Source organism: Aliivibrio sp. 1S175 (genome assembly GCF_001690985.1).
Classification (GTDB): domain Bacteria; phylum Pseudomonadota; class Gammaproteobacteria; order Enterobacterales; family Vibrionaceae; genus Aliivibrio.
In genome coordinates, this window is the sequence record NZ_MAJS01000035.1 from 27,355 (window position 1) to 47,479 (window position 20,125).

The following is a 20,125-nucleotide window of genomic DNA, read 5'->3' on the forward strand; positions in this document are numbered from 1 at the left end:
ATTACTTTCCTGCAAATACAGTGGTTGAGCCATCTACATGGGGTTTACCTGTAAACGGACAGATACTTTCACAAGTGATAACCCCTGCTCCGCCGTTTAGCTTTATAGTTTTAGCATCTTGGGTGATGTTCATTGCATTAATGATTTGGTCTTTTGAAATCGTAATGGTCTGTTTACCGTTTACAATTAAGGTATCCCCTTTCTCAATGGTATGAACTCGCTCACCAAGAACGCTGAGTTTGTCATTCATGCCGATCACAATATCTCGTAACTGGCCAATGATTTGAGTTTGGTTGCCACCATTAACTAGGTGCAAGTTTGATAATGAGCCTAACGTTACATCGTCACCTGCCATCACTTCAAACGCGCCTAATGTCTCAATGAGCCTTTGGCCTGCAATAGTCTCTTTACTGTGCTGTTTTACATTCAGCTCATGCACGCCAAAATCACCGAGATATTTATCCACTTCATGTAAATGTTCAAACGCTTGAGTATGTTTAATTTGGTCAGTGCTGTTGGTGGTATTGCCTGCTGCATCCGTTTTATTGAATACCTCATGGCGTTGCTGTTGCAGTTGTTCATCAGGCTCTAATTCTGGCAATGACCAACCATCACCTAAAATAGTTCTAATAAACGGTTTATCACTTCGGCCATAAGCAAACGCTATCTCGACAATTGTCCCTTCACTAGGCGTGGCAAATTGCCCTTGCTCTGCACCACCAATCACAGTGGGTAAAGGAACGGCCTTATAAATTGGCACTAATGAATCGACTTCACCATGCTCTGTTAGTAATTGTACATCAACCGCATAGCGTGGGCGGTATGGGGTATTTTCATGGCCTGCCGTAGATTGGTCGGTGACTGCTTCCACTCGGGCAAAGCGTGGTAAATGATGCCCTGCTGCCAGTTCAGGAAACAGATAATTTATTTTCCGTTTCTCTGCAGATCCCGTTTTCCAATACAGTGTCATTTCATCCTTTTCAAAATGCACTTCAGTAATGCGCTTTTGGTTGATGATTGCACCAGGACGAACCGAAGGGATCACTGCTAGTGTCATGCTTTCACCGCCTCGTTGTTTTTTGGATCGTTCTGTTTCTAATGGAACTGGTCTTGATTGCCATCGACTATCTGCAAAGCTACCTAAATAAATGGTGCTGTCAGTTTGTTGATACCAACAGAAATCAGGAATTGAAAACGCTCGACCTAAGTTATTTAGTAATTGATAACCCGTTCCCTGGGAAGTGAAATTAGGAATGCGGTTATAAATGTAATCTTGCTCTGGTAGAACGAACTTTAAACCCGTTTCAAAGCTTAGTTGTTCAATAACTTCTGATACGGTTGGGTGCTGAATACTGATTGGCCAACGTGCAGCAAGTAACCCTGAACGCTCACGAGCAATAAAACGAGTAAAGCCATTTTGAGCTGGTTGAGCTTTAGTGATGAATCCATCAAAGTAGGCTTTGTAATCATCTTGATACCCTATTTGAAGTTCGACCAATTGGCTTTCTTTTACTTCACCTTCAATCACAAACGTTGCTCGACCACCTGCAGATAATTCTAAGATCACTTGCTCTGAGACAAGCTTTCTTTGTTCACCATTAATGAAAATTCGTTTGTTTAGCTTCATGCCAATTGCCTTTCTTTTTGCAATAATGCGTCTTCAAATCGAGTAGGTTGTGATTGATCTGTTGTGTTACTGATTGCCGCATGAGCTTTAGGCTCGACTTCTGCGGTATTCTCTGTGCTATCTGTTTGAACTTGTTTCTCTTTTTCGTTTTCTCGTTGCTCTTTTACTTCAGATACTGAGAGATGTTCATGTAGTTGAAAGCTCACTTTCCATGCCATTAGGTTTTCTTGTTCATCGGCAGTAACTCGGCCCATGAATCGTACCTGCCGAATGGTCATGCTTTTGGCTAACTCATTACCAATACGATAAATCTTGCGCTTGCCCTGTTCTTTTTGACGAGATAACACCATTAGACGTTTTAAGGTTTTACTTTCTTTGAATGGAATTAATCCACTGACTGAAAGAACCATGCCTTTGTCGCCCTGCTCGCTTGCGTCCGTTCCTGATGTTTGGCCGCTCATGTCTTCGGCTTTTAATTCTAAGCTCAGATTTATTCTTGGCGATTTTAGCGGAATGATCTCAGCATCAAGGGCAAGTTGGGTCATGCGAATAACTCCGTTAAAAAGGTTAATGGCTCAGCGCTTAAAAAGAGTGCACTAAAGGTATAACTGTTGGCATGGCTTGGCGCTTGTGATTCTTTAAGCATGGTGGCAATTACCTCTGTTGTGCCTTGTGCTTCAAATTTCAATACACTGATGTTGCTTTGTTTGAGTTGATTTAATGACGCCGTCCACTCTTCCAATTGCTGTGTTCTTTTTTGCGCTAACGCTGCCAGTTTTTGTGCCGGTGTATTTTTATCTGCTGCCAATGATTCAAGTTGTGCCAGTTGTGAACCTTGCCAATTTAATGCGCTTCTTATTGGCTTCTGATTAATATGAGCCGTTGGTTTAAAGCGTGGCTGAACAATCGCATTCGGTTTAGTGAATTTTTCCGTCTGTAAACTCTGCTCTTTGGCGGTACGTCTTGCCACCATGCCAAGCTCTGGAATATTGATAACATCAAACAGCGCTTTGGTGGCTTGAGCAAAATTAGCCAGGGAGTTTTCAGCAATCATCCAACCGAGTGCATGAAGCTGTCCTGTTGGTTTGTGTTTGTCATTCACATCAAGCAGTTTGGTTCGTAGGGTTTCAATCACGGTATTTGGTGATAAATGATATCCAGATTCAACCTGATTACCGACTTGATACTGATAAGGATGAACACACAATATTTGCCCTTTGCACATCAGACTTTCTAGCTCTGCACGCAAATGAAGTAGGCTTTCGGCCTCGGTGCTTAATGGATTACGGGCCAGCTCTACCTTTGAGGCTAAGGTTTTAACTCGGTTTACTGACTCATTCATTTTGCCTGCAACTTGGTTTAGCACCGTTTCACTCTGGCTTTCAATGGTCTGCGCGCTGTCAGGCCATTGATATGATGCGGTTTGCCAAGTCATTTGATATCACTTAATTTTTCATACTGATTCATGATTTCAGGGCGGTTCGGAATACTTCGAGTAACCGCATCAGGCTTTAATACTCTTATGTATTCTTTTACTTCTCGCATTTCTACATCTGAAATATCAGCAAGTCTTAAGCGATAGTCTTCTTCAATGTTAAGTGCTATTGCTTTTTCTGATTCAAAAAAAACAACATCATCAAAATCTTGCTTAATTTCATTTAATATTAAATCGGCTTCTTGTTCAGTTAATTGCGTGTAGAGGTCAATATCAACAATATCGAACTCTCGACCTATAATCTCGCCAGTTTGTTTATTTTGATAATAATTCATCATAATTCAGCCCACAAATAAGGTTGTGTACCTTCCAATTTATAAGTACTTCCCGCTGGAACAATGACAGACATTCCATATTTATTACCATATTGCTGAATAGACTCCATAACGATAAGGCCATTTATTTTTATAGAAACGATATTAGCATTTGCTTTAGTTACCAATAACAATCTTGGCAAATTAGTTTCATTCCTATATTCAACATTTACCTTCTTTTTTAATGTTTCTATTGAATAATTTCCCGAAAATATCTCAACTCCTCTTTGTGCTAGTGAGTAAGCGGAATCAGCTCTATCCCAAATGCTTTTACCTTGATTTGCAGTTAATGCTTGTGCTTTCGATGTTGATGTTACTGTGTCGTTTAGCTGCACCGCCCCTTTGACGGCCGTACTCGCATTGGGTAGACGCTCTTTAGCTAAAACACCGGAGTTCACATCACTGGCATCGTGTTTATGTAACAAGTTTGCTTTTGTTCCCAACCCATCACTAAGCGCCTTTTCACTCACCGCATAATCAGCTCTTGTTCCAGTAAACGAGTTAGATAACCGAGACAAAAAAGCCTCTTTCCAACGAAGTGCAGAAATCCAAACAGAAGTTGATGTCATAGCTTCTGCTTGGGCTTTTGTTGCTTGCTCATCGTGTCGTAAATGCTCAGAAAAGCCTTCCACATAACGAGTGTCAACCACATTACCTGCCGAATTAATATCTGCAATCTTAGTGACATAATGCTGATACCCATCCGCATCAACATAATCACTTAATGCTGATTTACTGACTTTAATTTCAAAGACCGTTTGCCACTGGCTTGTTAGCTGCCCTTGCCAACTCGCATCTAAATAAATCGCGCTTGAGTTACTCACTCCTGAAATGGTGGCATCGTTATCTAAATGGCAACGTAAACCACCCACATAACCACGGCCAACATTCGCAAGATAATTACTACCCGATTTTTTAACTTTAAAACCATCAGCCAAGAACGCCGCTTGGCCAAACACATCAAGGTTAACTAAACGTTCTGCTTCATCTATTCCAAACAAACGCGCCGTGAAATCAATTTGCCATGTTGAAGCATCAACAGTAATGCCTGTTGCACTTTTTGCATCTTGATAGCTCATCAAAATAGAACGTGTTACTGAATTTCCATTTTGCACACCAGGTACTGATTTGAATTTTGAAATCGTCGGAATATGCAAAATAGAGGCAAGTACCCCACTTTGTTTATTACGAAGACCAACCCAATTGAATTCAAAGTCACCAATTCGTGTATCCATAATTAAGGAATACACCACCGCGTTTGGATTCACAAATCCGGTTTGAGTCACATTGGCAACATGTACAATTTGATGTTGTGGCGGTAGCCCTTCATTTCTATCAATAGGCTGAGTGGGATCTTGATTTGGCACTAAGGCCAATACAAATTCATTCAGCTCTACTGGGGCTGCAATCGCTTCCTGTTGGGCTTTGTAGGTTTCAAACGCTAAGGTGATAATACTTTGCGACATACTTATTCCTCTAATGTCACTACGGTGCATTGATGTTGCCAATCCATTGGAGAGGCCGACACTTCTAATGGGGTTAAACTAATCACTTGATACTCATATCGGCGGCAGGTTCTGCCGTATTGCTGTAATAGTTGCTCTAACAGTGAATAATTTTCTGACAACTGTGAATCACTTAATCGAATAGTGATGATGTCCCAATCTCGATCAGGAGTTCTTTCCTCAAAATCTATCATACCAACGCCTAAACGCTGAAATATTCGAATAAACCCCGCCTTCTCTCCGGCATCTGTGGCATTTACAAAAGCGTACTTCACGCGTTTTCTAAACAAGCTCGTTGGCTCATTTTTAAAACGAGTAATGTCTCTGTCCCAGGCTACTAAACTGAGTAAACGCTCATTGCAGGTCATGGGATCTAACTGCGCTAATGGGTACAGCAACCACCCTTTAAGACGCTGCCAATATTGCATTACTCCTCTGGCTAAAAAATGCGGTTCTTTTAGGGTTTCAGCAATGGTTTTCCCATCCATCCACCAAGGCACATTCTCAATGGGTAACTCTGGTGCATGGTTTTCGTGGTTAGTCGTTTTAGCCATTTATCACCGTCACATTGCTCAATCTAGGAATATTCAACTCACTCACTATGTCACTGTTTGAAAATTTAAGGCTGAGTAAATCTTCTGCCAATTCAGTATGGATTTCGGTAGTTAGCTGGCTGAATGAAAACGTTGATGATGGGTAGGTTCTGGTTACCATCGAGTAAGAATCACTTTCTCTGAACGCCGCTCGTATCATGTTTTCTACTTCTATTTTTAAAGCCACTACACGTTCTTCTCTGGTGTTCACTCTAGGCCAAATGGTCACAGATACTGAATGCTGAGTTTCTGGTAAAGCCAAACATAAAACGTCATCACCATGGCCATGATTGCCCTCGGCCATCACAAAATCATTGAGTTGCTCTAATAGATGGCTTGGGGTTTCACCTACATCTAACAAGATATAAGCATTCGCTGTCCCAGGGCCTCTTGGCGCATCATGCAGAAAGTAAATCTGCTCACTTCTTACACCAGCAACACTGGCCAACATCGAGCGATAAATAGCATCAATGTGGTAACGACCAACAACACTGAATTGATTACGGATCCGTAATGCCAGTCCATCATCTTCTTCCGTATTCGCACCTGGTGTTGTTATCCAATCGGCTTGGTTTACTGCATGGGTTATACCGGATACTCCAACAGGTAAGATTGAGTAATACCCTGCAGGTAAGTTATAACCACCTCCGGCTTCTTGCGCTTCACACAACACAAAACCGCTGGCTTGGTTTGCTTGAATAAGCACATCTTCTACAACAATTAAACGATAAATCTTGTCTTCAATTCGGCTCGTTTCAATAATCGTACCTTTTAAGATCACGATGGGATTTTCCGCCACCTCTTTAAAGAACTCGACCACTCCACGGGTTTTTGTTGCCATCTTTCTTTCTAAATCCACATCCCACGCTTTTAAATCAAGATAGCGCTTACTTGCTGTTGCGGCGAAGGTATTAGGTAGTACATGACTTGCTAATAATTGTTCAATAAGCCAAAGCGTTGGCGTGATAACAATCGCTTTAACCAATCGCCAGAACGGTGACATTCGGCTGTCATTACTAACCTTACTGCCTGCTGCGACCACTTCTTTTTCAAGTTCAATCGCAATGGCTTCTTCTGTTGTTGGGATCCCTTCATCAGCAATAATTTGCTTAAAATCAACCTGTGGTCTTGTACTCATAATGGCATTCCCATTTCGATATTGTCGCTATCTACCGTTTCAGCAAACATCCACAATTGCTCTGCCGTTTGCTCTTCAATCTCAGCCGTCCCTGGTTCGATGCGTTTATCCGTTTCAATCAGCATTTCAATTCGAGTTAATACATCTGCTCGTAAGGTTCGGTTTCGCTCTGCTTGATACTCACGTAACAAACCACTTTCTAAAATGGCGTGCTTTACGTCTTGGGCAATACTATTGCGATCACTGGTTTCAATCGGCTGTTGGCCTGCATCAAAATCCAAACCACCATCCGTTACTAAATAATCAATATATTGTTGGCTCATGGGGTGCTCATCTCATTCCATGCGGATAAATCTTCTGGCGTAAAGGGTTGCTCTTGAGTGATATACACATCACCTACATGTTGCGTTCGGCTATTATCGATACTGCCTGCCGACATCTGTTTTAATTGCTGAGACACATTGGCTTTACCCTCTGCACTGCCACCAATGTATGCTGAAATAGGTGCAGACATTTCTTTGCTACTTTCAATATTTACTGTTGGTGCAATTGGGATCACTGGTGCTTGATACCCATAACTGTAAGCCGGTACAACGGCTTTTGAGGCGTAATGCGTTGGTGTTGCTGTGTTTAATTCAGGCGTATCCATTTGAGGCATACCCGAATTTTCACCGCCAATATTTATGCCTGGTATTAAGTTAATTTTCTCAATTAACCAATCTACCATTGAGCATAGAGATTCAATGAATGAAAAATCACTCCACGCCGCTTTTAAATCATCCCAGAAATAAATCACCGCACCGACTGCCGCAACCACGGCACCAATACCAAGAATTAAGGGCAGTAATGGAACTTGAGCCACTGCCGCAGCCATCGCAAATCCAAGAGCTGCAAAACGTGCCATTCTCATCACTAAATTAAAGCCTTTCATGACCGTTGTTAATAATAACGTGGCGCTAGACCATCCGGCACTCATCAATGATGCTAAGCCGACAACCATATTCCAAGCCGCAATTAACCCAGCACCAGCGACTATTGTTAAGGCGAAATAACCAAGGTATTGCGTTAACACTGGGAACTCTTGAGTCCAACCAAGCAGCACATTAAACCCATCGGCCATTGAACCAGCAATAGCATTAATAGAGGGAAGAATTAACCCAAACGCTCCGGCACGAATAGCAAACCATGCAGCTTCAAGCCGTTGCCATTGATCAGTCATTGCACCAGCCATGTCTTCGGCTTTACTCATGCCTTTCACATTACCAAGTGAGTTAATACTACTTGCCAATCCGTGAGTATCAGCCATCAATAACTTGATCATGCTGACGGCCTCATCTGATCCAAATGCTTTCTTTAATGCGTCACTTTCTGCCACATCAAGCGTGTCGCCAAACTGACCTTTTAATTTATTGAGAATATCCACCATTGGCAGCATTGCGCCCTGGCTATCAATAAATTTCATGTTCAGCTTATCTTGTGCGCCACCAACACCAGCCAAGAACGATTTATATTTAGTACCCGCTGCACTGCCTGACATCGTGGATTGCAACGTACCAAGAATAGCCATCTGCTCATTCATCTTGATACCTGCAGCGGTTGCGTTTGCTCCAACACTGGTAAACGCATCACTCATGCCTTTACCCGTTGTTTTAAACATCTCCACAGATTGAGCTGTCATGCCTGCCACGTTCTTTGACCAAATACCAACACCCATGTCATTGGCCTGATTTTTAAACACCCCATACATGGTGCCCATATAATCAGTAATGGTTGCCGTATCTGCTTTGGTTGCTGCAGCAAGAACGGCAGAGCTTTTAGTAATATCAGATAATTCTGGTCCGGTAATATCCCCGAAAGCCGATTTGATGTCATAGGCCGCGCCAACCACTTCTTGTGCTGACTTCCCATACTCAACCGAAAAGGCTAACGCAGTTTTTTGAAGTTGCTGTAAATCTTCATCGACCACACCAAGCGATTTAACTTCACCAAGTACCCTATCCATTTCAATGGCTGGCATTAACGCTTGTTGAACAGCAAAACCTGCTGCAATCACGCCTGCCGTACCACCTGCCATTTTTTCCCAACCTGAACGCCCAACATCCGCTGTTTCGGTCACCGTATTCTGGATCCCTTTTAGCGGTTTGGTGACACTATCAATCAATGCAACTTGCATCATCAATTTGTCTAGGTGGGCACTCATCTAATGGCAATTCCTTATTCGTTACTAAATGCGAGGGCTATCCCATTTGCGACGATTTCAGCGTTATGTTTATCAAGCCAAAGTGCTCTGGCTAAATTCTCGGTGGTATCAGGTTGATAGGGTAAGTAATGGGCTTTCAATGCTAATGCTTGCTCTAACCCATTACTTTCAATCGCTTTGGCGTGCCTTAAGAGTTTTTTACTTCGATTTCCAAATCACCTTCAAAGGCTTCATTTACTTTTGCCAGGATACGCATCAAAGCACTTGGAATTTTCAGCATTTCATCTAAATGTGCTTTATCGTCTTTATGAACGATACGACGCAGATAATTGGTTGCTGGTGACACTTTGTCATGTGGCATCATTTCATTGATGTATTTGTTGTACGTTGGTAAATCAGGAGTAAAACGTAAATCTTTGCCTGCTGCTGTAATGATGATTGGGGTTGTCATGCTGCATCTCTCTTTTTTAAGGTTTCATAAATACGGTTAAAGCCGATCTCAATCTGGCGTTCTACACGCTCAATTGCATCTTTCACTTCATCTTTTGTTGCATAGGTTTCTGCTACGTGAGTTTTAAAGTCGGCTAACTCTTTTGTTACAGAAAAGAATTTGGTAATGAGTGCGCCAAGCAAAAAGGTTAGTAATGAAAGCGCACCGATTAAAGCGTTTGTCCAGGTTGCATCCATCGCTATTCCTTTTGTTTATCTGAAATAATCGGCACTTCTTTTAACCGTTTACCCTGCAGTGATTTCAATACATCATCGACAGTGCCTTGCACCACATCATTGGTAGTAAGGGTTTTGAGTTTTTCTAATCCCCACACCACAACGCGAGTAGCGAAACGCTCGACAATGACTTGCCATGTAATCTGTAAAAAAATACCTTTGGCAATATCCAATAAACTTTTTCCAAAAATTCCGATTAGAAAATTCATAGTTAATCCTTCATGATGGTTAACTGGGTAGGCTCTCCGCCCAACTCTTTCATTAATAAGTTGAATGCTGCTGATGAATTCACCACTGACCATTCTCCATGAACAAAACCAAAATCAACCCCTGGTGCTAAGCACCCTTGCAGCTCTTTTGGTGAGTTCGCTTTATGGATCAAGATATGCGTTCGCAAACTTGGCCCTTCTCTTGTTACGCCTAATTCTTGTGATTCGAGCGCATAACACGAACCAAACTTTGGCGATTGATGAGGCAATAAGTCATAAACCCCTTCAACAATGCATGAGCGACTGGCTTTATTGTTAAGCATCGGGCGCTCAACCATGCAACATACTTTGCTGCCATCTTGTCGAAACAAGTAAGAATAAGTACCAAAATCAAAGTAACGACGCTTTAACGTGTAATACTTCATAACTTCCCCTTATCAGTTAACTCTTGGCAGTTCACACAATATTGGCAGCCTTTTACTGCTTCTTGTCGAGCCTTGGGAATAGCCTTTTCACATTCAATGCACTCTTTGGCACTATTGATTTCCACTTTGTTTTTTTGCTTTGCCAGGTGGTTGGCAAGTGCCACTTCAGTCTGTTTGGCTTCAAGCGCACTAGCTCTATCAAACACATCCATATAATCCCCTTTTAGCCAATCAGATCTCGGGTATCTTCTGAGCTAAGATACGGAATACCGTTGATATGAATAAAATCAGGGCTTGTTACAACAAACTTGATTTTGTGCTTGGATTTGTCCGATGATGACGGGTCAATATCTAACAAGCTGTCGATCATTAACTTCACGCCAAAGACTTCAGCTTTAAATTCTTCAGAGCCAGTATTTGCATAGAACAAACAGTCATGAGGTTTAATCGCTCGCCAGCTGCCTGCTTTTGCTGCGGCTTCACCTAGCAGATTAAAGTTTTTAGTATCTAACTCATAATCCCCTTCGGCACTCACGGCACCATCAGTGAAACCATCAGGAACGCCACGAGTAGAGGCCGCTGCACTTTCATCTGAAATAGTGACTGTCGCTTTTTCCACATGGATAAGGACGCCATGAATATCAACATCAAAACTTAATCCTGAAATGCGTTTAGACATTATTTATCCCCCGGATTACTTAAATCTAACATTAGATTTGCCGTGATTTTCTTAGGGCAATCTTTCGGCTGTGCTGCCATATAAATACCGACTGAATTTTTGTTTTCCCACACTATGGTGATGTCACCTGAACTTGGGGTTTCAATTTCACCAGGGAAAACCACTTCACCAACGGTGGCTGATTTCGCCATTTCACGCAGTGGGCGACAATAACGATTTTGAGCGCGAGCAGTACTTGCAGGCGTACTATTGAAAGAACGATCACCAATATCAGAAATAGCAATTAATCGAATACGGCGAGCTACTTTGTCGATAATTCGGCGATATTCAATCACCTGATAATCACCGCCTTCAGCATCTAATAAACGACCATCCGCCCAGAAAATACCATCGTAATCAGGAAACCAAGCAGGGACTGAAAAACGATTACTTTCTAATGTTTGTAAGGTTGCCGTTGTTAGCTCTGCACCTGCACTATCAACAGGCAAAGTGACATCACCAACTAATGGACCTGTTTTAATACGCATTGGTGTATCAGCAATTGAAGCGGCTCGATTACATAAACGTCCAGCAAGTTTGCCAATAGCATCAGGGAAGATTTGTGGTACTAACATGACACCATCGGCGGCAATCGTATCTTGAATAGCAACGGTTGCAACTTCATATTCAGACCAGGTTTGTGTTTTCTTATCAATACCTGGTGTCGCAAGCATCATGAATGTCCAACGACCGTATTTAGCAATCAGCTCATGATAAAGCGCTTGGGCTGCAGTCACGGTGGCTTTATCTGTCGTAGGCGCTGTTAATACGACCGCTTCAAAACTTTGTGTTTGTTGCGCGGTTTTAACGGCTTCAACCCAGTTTTCAGGGGCTGTTAATATATAAACGCCTGCAGTCCAGTTTTGACCAGCGTTCAGCATTGCTGCTTCAACATTGGCTTTTAATTCTGAGCCATCATCCAATAGCGCTGAAAAATCACTTTGTGTGTTCACAGACAATAAACTGCCTGCGTTTTTTGTTCCTAAACCGACATAGAGGAAGTGACGTTCAACTTCGTTCACTGGTCCTTGCATCAGGTTCAGAGTATTAATTTGTACAATTGGCCACGCCATTGCTCTTCCTCTTTTGGGTTAATGAGAATTCAGTTCTTCTTTTGCTATTTTTCGCATTTGTTTCTTGTCTATTTGCAAGAACGGTCTTGCTGGTATTTTGGTTTCCCAGGCTTCCGCAGGAGCTTTACCACGCATGGCTCGTAAAATTAATCCGGCTTGCTCTGCAGATAAATTTTGTTGTATCCATCGCATCGTTGGAGACTTCATTTTCCCAACAGCAGCATTAGGATTGATACGGCGAGCAAACACTCTGAACCCTTCTTGCTTCAATGCTTTGGCTTGCTCTTTAGTCGCTCCGCCCTTACCACCATCAATGCTATTAAGGGCTTGTTTTAATCTACTTTTGTCACGCTTAGGTTTTCTCATTTCTTAGCGCCTTAATTGCCGAGGCTCTGGTATGTCGCTGCCGATGGCCATGATGTTGTTTTGAAGCAACTTGTGCTGTGCCAGATTTTCGCCATCCAATCACTGCTTTGTTTTCATTTGACGCTGTAACCGTTAATAAGCGAGCTAAACGAATTTGCATCTTCTTACGCTTTTTACTTGCTCGTTTCTGCCATACTTTGCCCGTTGGTGTTTGTTGATTCTTTTGATTCTGTCTTGATGTTTTAACTGAAGCCTTTGCCGTTTTATTGAGAATTCTTCGACGCTTCGGTTTGGTTAGCGTCATCAGCCTTAAAGAATCTAAAACCCCTTGCTCTGATTTCTTATCAACATTAATTTTGATCATCAGTAATCACCGAACTTGGTGGGTTATTCGCGTTAATTACTGAAATATGCTCAGCTTCCCAAATCTCATACGGGGCATTAATCCAACGCTTACCACGCCATACAATTTCACCATCAGGATCTTCAATCACCATTAATGGCTCTATCAATTCCACCTCTAACGTCATGATCACCGTATCGTCGTTTTCTGGTTCGACATCAAAGCTAGGCTCAGCCAAATTAAACTTTTCTCTGAACTCATCATTGTCATCGAGCCACGCCAACACATTAACCATCACGGTTGCCGGATTTACTTTTTTAAATGGGAACTGCTCAAAGCTAAATACAGCGGTGTATTGCATGTAGCCAATATCAAAACCTTGTCCCTGATTTTTTGGTTGTAGAGTCAGCTCTACATCTTCCATCCAACATTCAAAGTATTTATGCAAGCGCTCAGGTGTTGTATTACTTAGGTGCTGATTAAGCCCTTGCAGCATAAAGCCTGCTTGTGGCTGACTTTGAATCTCACTCATAGCAATTCAACCCCTACTCGGCTCTTACCAAAAATAGCTCTAATATGTTGTTGGCTTTCTGCTAATAAACGTTCCGTAATTAAGGTTTCATTCTCTGCAACTCGATCACCGGCATCTTTGGTTTGCACCATGGCGAACTCAGGGATTAAATCTGCTTTAGCTCTGGCAAATACCGATTTCTCATACAAGATCACCAATAAGTTTTTGTTATCTATCATTGGTTGCCCTGGAACATCGTTTGCTGATGTAATGCCTTCCGCTTCATAAGCGGTTTTCTTATTAATTAAAGCAATGTTTATTTGGGCTATTGCTGCTGCTAAAGCATATGCAACCGTTTCTGAATCCATGTCAGTTGGAATGCTTCGACGCTTTTCAAAATCACCGGCATTCAAGTTAGGCCAAAAGCCATCATTCTCGATCACAGTGTCTTGATAGTCTGCGCCTGATGAACCACTAAACATTGCATTTCCTTAACGTTTTAAAATAGATGCGCCTCTAGCCACTGAGTCGACGGAATAAACAAAGTAATGAATTACATGTTCTTCCTCGTCAGCCGAGGCGCGGTGGCTTAGGAGCCTATAAGCGACCTTCTTTAATCGCTCGAATTCGTTGTTGCACTTTATCCATAATGGTTTTCACACCAACGTTACCGTATTGCTTATCTGCTTCTTCTAAGTAATCAAAAGACTTTTGAAGTACTTGAATATCACCAACCGCCGTGGCCTTTGGTTCACCGTCTTTATCACGTAACAAATGTAACCCGGCGAATTTAAACCACTTAGCCGTTAGCTTTTCATTGATACGCCATTTCTCACGAACTTTGTAAAACACATCAGAGAAATACGGTTCTACGCTATGACCTTGAGAGCCCATTAACTCTGCCCACTTCAGAACTTCATCAGCACAGAACGTAGCGAAATCACGGTTAAAACGTTCTGGGGTGTCTAGCTCTTGAGCAATGGCAATGTCACACCACTTAATCGCCGTTTCTAAATTTGATGTATCAAATAACCAGATAATCAATTGAGCAAATACAGGATTATCGTATTTCTCGCCCGATACTAAATACGCATCAACATACGGACGATATTTAGGGATTAATACATCACGTTTATGCTGAACTTTATCTTCAATGCGATTAAAGCCAGATAAGAAGCGTAAATCTGCATCAAGTTCTAACAACTGAAGGTGTAAGCTTTTAGCAGTATCCATACCTGCAGAAACTACTGTCTGCTTTGGTGCTGACTTTGCCAATAAAGCTTTACGTTGCATTGCTAATGGACTCGCCATAATTATGCTCCTGCAGTACCGTCTGAAATGGTGACATCTTCAATCGCGGCGAACTTATCAAGATCACCAATCGCATAACCTTCCATACGAAGATAAGAGTTTTCAAACTGCTTACGGTCTTCTTCGTTTTTCGCTTTACGCCACTGAGTACCTTTCTGCGTTAAGATTTGCAGGTTCTTTAAACTGGTAATCCACACTTGAGTTGGCTTAAAGAACGGCGGTGTATACACTTTCATTCCGGCAACCGTTGTTGCTAGTGATTGAGCATGTTTGTTTTCACTTGGTGTATCTGCCGCATCTAATAAACGATGTTGCTCTGCAGCCACCAAATCAGAACCAATCAACACGACTAAATCAGGGCTACCACGATGAACTTCATGAATGGTCGTGTTTTTTAGATCATTCACTAAGCTATCAAGTGTTTTATATGAACCATCAGTTGTACCTGTTGCATCCAGAACCGCTGTTGGTAACACTTGAGCCGCTGCCTTTTCTTTAGCAATCGTTAACCAACCTTTGTTAACGTCTTCACCATTTGGATAAGTCGCAGGATCAGTTGTGTCTGAAATCTTGATACCGTGAAAACCAATACGCAGCATATCCAGTGCATAGTTTCGAGTAATCGCGGCGTTCATGTATTTAATGAACTCACCAGAACCGCCTGAATTAGCCCACTGCGTTAACGTAGCCCATTTGATTGCAGCACATGAATCAGTTTCAATTAATTCATATGTGTTGCCATCCATGCCAAGTGTCGAACGGAAACGACCATCTTTAACACGACCTGTTAGCAATGCGCCTGTACCTACATCGACCACTTGCCCTTTAATCTGATCAACAGACTGAACTGAAATCAGGTTTAAGAATGAATCAGAGTGAACAATTGCTTGGCGAAGCTTTGTTTCAATTACTGGTGAAATAGCAAATAGCTCTGCTGGGTTCACCCCTGCTACCACTGCAGCTTTCGCTACGGATTCACAGTATTTTTGCAAGAACGAACTTGCTTGAGCATTAAACATTAAATTGCCTCCACTGATGAAACGCCTTCATCTTTCGGCTCTTGGTTTGGCACTTCTTTTTTCAGTGCGTTGAACTGGTTTTCCATATCACCTTGCTTTGTCAGCAATGAGTCTAGTTTTCCAGATAGTTGATTAAACTGTTCAGGCGTAATGCCTTCTTGTTCATCATTTTTTGTTGGATCAGTTTCTTCTACTGGCGGCACTGAGATTTTTTGTACTTGAGCAGAAAACTCCGTTTGCTTATTTTCAAGCTCGGTTTGTTTATCTTCAATTTTCTCTAGCTTGCCCATCATTTGGCTAAACTGCTCTGGGTTCATAGGTTCTTCATCCTCTTTTGGTTCAGAAGTTTGTGGCTTAATAGTTGGTAACTGCCCACCAGAAGAAAAGAAGTTAGCTAAAGTTGAAAGCGCACTAGCAATCAAGCTGTGCTCTACTTTCGACACATCACTTAAATCTAACTCTTCTAATTGGCTGTATTCATGGCTGTTTTCTTCACCGTTTTTTTTAGAAAACTTGAGAAGTGTTGTACCTGTTGATGCCGGGGAATCAGTCACTGCCAAGCCCATCAAATAACAACGACCGCTACCGCAATAATCCGGATTAGGTTCAATAGACATAAACAGTTTCTGTCCATCAGCATTGGCATTTAATAAGTATTTATTTGGTGTTAGTTTGACTAATAAACGGTATTTACCTGAACGCTTCTCTGATTTAACTTCATCAACCGTTCCCCAGTTCTTACCTTCGAATTTATCCCATCGACTACGGGAATGTTCAGGCCAGATAAGCGCACCATATTCAGCCATTGAATATTGTTCTGCCATATCTTCAATCCACTGCTTTGTAATAGTGCGACCATCAATAGTGGCACCTTCTGTCGCAGCAATTTTCCAACCTGATTGTTTACTCATAATTACCTGTCAGTGATTCAAATGAATGTCGATTTGAGACAAGAATACGAGCTTGAGAGAGCTAAATCATGCACTTGTGTTCGGAGCAATTCGGATACAGCCCATATCCGAATTTATCCGAACATAAGTGAGTAAATTTAAGTATTTAGCTGCGTATTATTAGCTTTATGGCATATTCAAAAGAAATCAGATACGCGGCGAAAAGCCTTTATATGCGTACTTGGACACCAAGCGAAATCGCTGCAGAACTAAATCTTAATAGTGACCGTATCATTTACTATTGGGCTGATAAGTTTGGCTGGCGTGATTCATTACGCGAAAATTCTGTTGAAGAATCTATCACTCGTCGAGTGGAAACTCTGTTAGAACTTCCAGAGAAAACAGACCAACAATTAAAGGAACTAACCAAGCTAATTGAGCACCACGTTAAACTAAAGAAACAACGTGCAGAACTAGAGCTAAGAGCGCATAACTATCAAGAAGAAAGCACTTCTGATACGCAAGCACCACGAAATAAAAAACAGCGCAGTAAATCAACATCAGAGAAGAAGAGTAAATCTAAATCAGCCAAGAATGATATTTCAGGATTAACGGAAGAACACTTTAAAGAGTGGCATAACTCGCTGTTTAAATATCAGTTAACTATGCGTGATAACTTACATCAGCGTATTCGTAACATTCTTAAATCACGCCAGATTGGTGCAACGTATTACTTTGCAGGTGAAGCATTAGAAGATGCGATTTTAACAGGTGATAACCAGATATTTTTATCCGCCTCTCGCGCTCAAGCTGAAGTGTTCCGTAGTTACATCATTGCATTGGCCAAAGAATTTTTAGACATAGAGCTAACTGGTAACCCAATCGTTCTATCTAATGGTGCTGAACTTAGGTTCTTATCAACCAATAGTAAAACGGCGCAAAGTTATCATGGCCATGTTTATATTGATGAGTACTTCTGGATCCCTAAGTTTGATGAGCTGAATAAACTGGCTTCAGCAATGGCGACTCATACTAAATGGCGTAAAACCTATTTCTCAACGCCATCAAGTAAAGTTCATGCCGCTTATCCCTTCTGGACTGGTGATTCATGGAAGAAAGGACGCAGTAGCCGTGAAAGCCTAGAGTTTCCAACGTTCAAGCAAATGCAGAAAGGGATTCATTGCCCTGATAAGCAATGGCGTTACATTGTCACGATAGAAGATGCCGTAAATGGCGGTTGTGCTTTATTTGATATTGATGAACTGCGAGATGAATACAGCAAGGTTGATTTCGATAACCTATTCATGTGTGTTTTCGTTGATGATTCACATTCGGTCTTCAAGTTTACCGATCTTGAAAAGTGCATGATTGATATTAGTCGCTGGCGAGATTTCAAACCTAATACCGCCTCACCTTTTGGACGGCGTGAAGTGTGGCTTGGTTATGACCCATCACGAACCAGAGACAATGCTTGTTTAGTTGCTATTGCTCCGCCAATTGTCGCACCTGAACAATTCAGAGTACTTGAAAAGCACTATTGGAAAGGTTTGAACTTCCAGCATCACGTAGCAAAGATTGAAGAAGTCTATAACCGCTATAACGTGAGTTACATCGGTGTTGATACCACTGGTATTGGTGGCGGTGTTTGGGATTTGATTCACGCGAAATATCCACGCGAAGCCGTTGCTATTCATTACAGCAATGAAAACAAAAACCGCTTAGTTTTAAAAATGATTGATGTGATTGAAAGTGGCCGACTCGCTTTTGATGCAGAGCATAAAGACATAGCAATGGCATTTATGGCAATCAAGCGAACCAGTACCAACAGCGGCAACATGATGACATTCAAAGCTGAACGAAGTGAAACCACAGGCCACGCCGATGCATTTTGGGCTATTTCACACGCCATCATTAATGAACCTCTTGATCACCAACAACAACGAAAATCAACTTGGCAGACTTGCGCATGACAGACAAACAAGTAATGGAAGAAACACCAAATGAAAGCTTAATCTTTAGCTTTGGCCAGCCTGAAATTATGGATACTGGATTCAACAACTATGAATACAGCGAGCTTTATTACAATGACACCGAAGATTATTGGGAACCACCGCTAGAACGAGCTGGCTTAAACAAGCTTACTCGAGCAAATGCATATCATGGTTCTATTTTAATGGCTCGCCGTAATATGATTTCTGGTCGTTTCAAAAAAGGTGGAATGCAAAAACAGCAAGTTCACGCTGCAGTGCATGACTTCTTAGAGTTTGGTGATACAGCCATTCTCAAGATTCGTGATCACTTTGGCCGTGTTGTTCGTCTTCACCCACTTCCTACCATGCATTTACGCAAGAATAAAAAAGGTGATTACTGGTTATTAGGGCGTGATGATAAAAAGCAGCTCTTTAAACAAGAAGATGTAATTTTTATTAAGCAATACGACCCAGCACAACAAGTTTATGGATCACCTGATTATCTTGGTTGTGTTCAGTCTGCCCTTTTAAACAGTGATGCAACAACGTTCCGTCGTCGATACTATAAGAACGGCTTACATATGGGGTTTATCTTTTATGCTACCGACCCAAGTTTAAGCAAAGAAGATGAAAGTGATTTAAAAGAAAAGATGGCTTCAAGCCGTGGTGTTGGTAATTTTCGTTCTATGTTCATCAATATTCCAAACGGAAAGGAAAAAGGCATTCAGCTCATTCCTGTTGGGGACATTGCGACCAAAGATGAATTCGAGAAGATAAAAAACGTAACCGCCCAGGAGGTATTAACTGGTCACCGCTTCCCTGTTGAGTTGGCCGCTATCATTCCAAATGGTGGGACTCGTGGCGACCCAATAAAGTTTAATCAGGTGTATACGCAGAATGAAGTTATCCCGGCTTGTGAAATGTTTATGGATGCAGTGAACAATGATAAGGAAGTGCCGAAAAGCTTACAATTTGAGTTTAATTTGTTGAATGGCGAGCTTCAGCAATAGCGTTTTTTAACTACAGATTTTTTCAGTTTTACTTTTTGAGCTAAAGCCTTGCTGTATAAGGCTTTAGAGCTAATTAGGAGATCATTTAAAAACCACACAAGATCCTTTAAATCATGACATAAAACACAATAAACAACCTACTTTCAAAGAGTTAGAAAAACCAAACAGATCATTAAGAGATCTTCATTACTGAAATAACGTGAAAATAATTTCAATTTTTCAGTTTTGAAATCCCATAGAATTAAGTATATCTTTGCCCTTCACATACGCTGAGAGCCCTATAAACAAGGGCTCTCGCGTTAATTACTACCCCACTCACCAACCCCAAAAAATGAAGAACTTAAAACTGCAAAAAAAGTGATCACTTTTACGTCGCAGGTGGGTAGGAGGAGTGCGATTTACGTGAGAAAATAACTCACTATGAATGATTTCAGATAACAAATTAAAAAAAGATGAACACAATCAATAGCGATAATGAAATCGAACAATTTTCTCTACAAATATCTTAAATGTGATGGCCCCTCAATGAGTTTTAACCCTCTTGTGATAAAATCTGAAGCAATATATTTATAAGCTATACTTAACCTGAATGTCTTTAAATGTGCGTATATGTTCATATTTGTTTAAATAAATAACTACAGTTCATGCTTAATGATCTTGCATGTTAGTGATATCGCAAGGT

The 20,125-nt window shown here is 41.5% G+C and carries 25 protein-coding genes; 2 read left to right on the forward strand and 23 right to left on the reverse strand.

The features are described from left to right. Position 1: 1 nt before the first annotated feature. The 23 genes from A6E06_RS11530 to A6E06_RS11640 all read right to left on the reverse strand — a co-directional run bounded on the left by A6E06_RS11530 (position 2) and on the right by A6E06_RS11640 (position 16,484). The gene (locus tag A6E06_RS11530) at positions 2–1,627 is read right to left on the reverse strand and encodes a hypothetical protein (RefSeq protein WP_065593580.1); all 1,626 of its coding nucleotides are present in this window, start codon (positions 1,625–1,627) and stop codon (positions 2–4) included. Next, positions 1,624–2,172: a hypothetical protein gene (locus A6E06_RS11535; protein ID WP_065593579.1), complete on the reverse strand. Its 549-nt coding sequence runs from the start codon at positions 2,170–2,172 to the stop codon at positions 1,624–1,626. Before A6E06_RS11535 ends, A6E06_RS11530 begins: the two co-directional genes overlap by 4 nt. Then, the gene (locus A6E06_RS11540) at positions 2,169–3,062 is read right to left on the reverse strand and encodes a hypothetical protein (protein WP_065593578.1); all 894 of its coding nucleotides are present in this window, start codon (positions 3,060–3,062) and stop codon (positions 2,169–2,171) included. The genes A6E06_RS11535 and A6E06_RS11540 overlap by 4 nt, the downstream gene beginning before the upstream one ends. Beyond that, positions 3,059–3,400, reverse strand: a complete 342-nt coding sequence (locus tag A6E06_RS20120) for a hypothetical protein (protein ID WP_255312082.1) — start codon at positions 3,398–3,400, stop codon at positions 3,059–3,061. The genes A6E06_RS11540 and A6E06_RS20120 overlap by 4 nt, the downstream gene beginning before the upstream one ends. Then, positions 3,397–4,902: a phage tail protein gene (locus tag A6E06_RS11550; RefSeq protein WP_065593577.1), complete on the reverse strand. Its 1,506-nt coding sequence runs from the start codon at positions 4,900–4,902 to the stop codon at positions 3,397–3,399. Before A6E06_RS11550 ends, A6E06_RS20120 begins: the two co-directional genes overlap by 4 nt. Before the next feature lie 2 nt (positions 4,903–4,904). Beyond that, positions 4,905–5,495, reverse strand: coding sequence for a phage tail protein (locus A6E06_RS11555; protein ID WP_065593576.1), 591 nt, complete (start codon positions 5,493–5,495; stop codon positions 4,905–4,907). Further along, positions 5,488–6,672, reverse strand: coding sequence for a baseplate J/gp47 family protein (locus A6E06_RS11560; RefSeq protein ID WP_065593575.1), 1,185 nt, complete (start codon positions 6,670–6,672; stop codon positions 5,488–5,490). Before A6E06_RS11560 ends, A6E06_RS11555 begins: the two co-directional genes overlap by 8 nt. Further along, complete coding sequence (locus tag A6E06_RS11565) at positions 6,669–6,995, reverse strand: DUF2590 family protein (protein ID WP_065593574.1); 327 nt, start codon at positions 6,993–6,995, stop codon at positions 6,669–6,671. The genes A6E06_RS11560 and A6E06_RS11565 overlap by 4 nt, the downstream gene beginning before the upstream one ends. Beyond that, entirely contained in the window at positions 6,992–8,872 is a 1,881-nt protein-coding gene (locus A6E06_RS11570; RefSeq protein ID WP_065593573.1) for a phage tail tape measure protein, read from the reverse strand. Before A6E06_RS11570 ends, A6E06_RS11565 begins: the two co-directional genes overlap by 4 nt. A gap of 187 nt (positions 8,873–9,059) precedes the next feature. After that, complete coding sequence (locus A6E06_RS11575; RefSeq protein WP_065593572.1) at positions 9,060–9,323, reverse strand: putative phage tail assembly chaperone; 264 nt, start codon at positions 9,321–9,323, stop codon at positions 9,060–9,062. After that, complete coding sequence (locus tag A6E06_RS11580) at positions 9,320–9,559, reverse strand: hypothetical protein (RefSeq protein ID WP_065593571.1); 240 nt, start codon at positions 9,557–9,559, stop codon at positions 9,320–9,322. Before A6E06_RS11580 ends, A6E06_RS11575 begins: the two co-directional genes overlap by 4 nt. Before the next feature lie 2 nt (positions 9,560–9,561). Beyond that, positions 9,562–9,807, reverse strand: coding sequence for a hypothetical protein (locus A6E06_RS11585; RefSeq protein WP_065593570.1), 246 nt, complete (start codon positions 9,805–9,807; stop codon positions 9,562–9,564). Positions 9,808–9,809: 2 nt separating this feature from the next. After that, positions 9,810–10,232 (reverse strand): DUF5675 family protein, encoded by a 423-nt coding sequence (locus A6E06_RS11590; RefSeq protein WP_065593569.1) that lies wholly within the window; start codon positions 10,230–10,232, stop codon positions 9,810–9,812. Next, on the reverse strand, positions 10,229–10,444 hold the full coding sequence (locus A6E06_RS11595) for a TraR/DksA C4-type zinc finger protein (RefSeq protein WP_065593568.1): 216 nt from the start codon (positions 10,442–10,444) through the stop codon (positions 10,229–10,231). The genes A6E06_RS11590 and A6E06_RS11595 overlap by 4 nt, the downstream gene beginning before the upstream one ends. 11 nt (positions 10,445–10,455) lie before the next feature. After that, on the reverse strand, positions 10,456–10,911 hold the full coding sequence (locus A6E06_RS11600) for a phage protein (protein WP_065593567.1): 456 nt from the start codon (positions 10,909–10,911) through the stop codon (positions 10,456–10,458). Then, a complete protein-coding gene (locus A6E06_RS11605) occupies positions 10,911–12,023 on the reverse strand; it encodes a DUF2586 domain-containing protein (RefSeq protein ID WP_065593566.1) in 1,113 nt (370 codons plus the stop codon). Before A6E06_RS11605 ends, A6E06_RS11600 begins: the two co-directional genes overlap by 1 nt. A gap of 18 nt (positions 12,024–12,041) precedes the next feature. Beyond that, positions 12,042–12,389, reverse strand: a complete 348-nt coding sequence (locus A6E06_RS11610; protein WP_065593565.1) for a hypothetical protein — start codon at positions 12,387–12,389, stop codon at positions 12,042–12,044. Next, complete coding sequence (locus A6E06_RS11615) at positions 12,376–12,753, reverse strand: hypothetical protein (RefSeq protein ID WP_065593564.1); 378 nt, start codon at positions 12,751–12,753, stop codon at positions 12,376–12,378. The genes A6E06_RS11610 and A6E06_RS11615 overlap by 14 nt, the downstream gene beginning before the upstream one ends. Then, entirely contained in the window at positions 12,740–13,264 is a 525-nt protein-coding gene (locus tag A6E06_RS11620) for a phage tail protein (RefSeq protein ID WP_065593563.1), read from the reverse strand. The genes A6E06_RS11615 and A6E06_RS11620 overlap by 14 nt, the downstream gene beginning before the upstream one ends. Beyond that, entirely contained in the window at positions 13,261–13,725 is a 465-nt protein-coding gene (locus A6E06_RS11625; protein WP_065593562.1) for a head completion/stabilization protein, read from the reverse strand. Before A6E06_RS11625 ends, A6E06_RS11620 begins: the two co-directional genes overlap by 4 nt. Before the next feature lie 115 nt (positions 13,726–13,840). Beyond that, on the reverse strand, positions 13,841–14,554 hold the full coding sequence (gpM, locus tag A6E06_RS11630) for a phage terminase small subunit (RefSeq protein ID WP_065593561.1): 714 nt from the start codon (positions 14,552–14,554) through the stop codon (positions 13,841–13,843). 2 nt (positions 14,555–14,556) lie between these two features. Then, positions 14,557–15,573, reverse strand: coding sequence for a phage major capsid protein, P2 family (locus A6E06_RS11635; protein WP_065593560.1), 1,017 nt, complete (start codon positions 15,571–15,573; stop codon positions 14,557–14,559). Further along, complete coding sequence (locus A6E06_RS11640; RefSeq protein ID WP_065593559.1) at positions 15,573–16,484, reverse strand: GPO family capsid scaffolding protein; 912 nt, start codon at positions 16,482–16,484, stop codon at positions 15,573–15,575. Before A6E06_RS11640 ends, A6E06_RS11635 begins: the two co-directional genes overlap by 1 nt. A gap of 167 nt (positions 16,485–16,651) precedes the next feature. On the opposite strand from A6E06_RS11640, the gene A6E06_RS11645 reads away from it, so the two are divergent. Together A6E06_RS11645 and A6E06_RS11650 are read left to right on the forward strand one after the other, a co-directional pair. Continuing rightward, entirely contained in the window at positions 16,652–18,433 is a 1,782-nt protein-coding gene (locus A6E06_RS11645) for a terminase large subunit domain-containing protein (RefSeq protein WP_065593558.1), read from the forward strand. Then, entirely contained in the window at positions 18,430–19,443 is a 1,014-nt protein-coding gene (locus A6E06_RS11650; RefSeq protein WP_065593557.1) for a phage portal protein, read from the forward strand. Before A6E06_RS11645 ends, A6E06_RS11650 begins: the two co-directional genes overlap by 4 nt. Positions 19,444–20,125 lie beyond the last annotated feature (682 nt).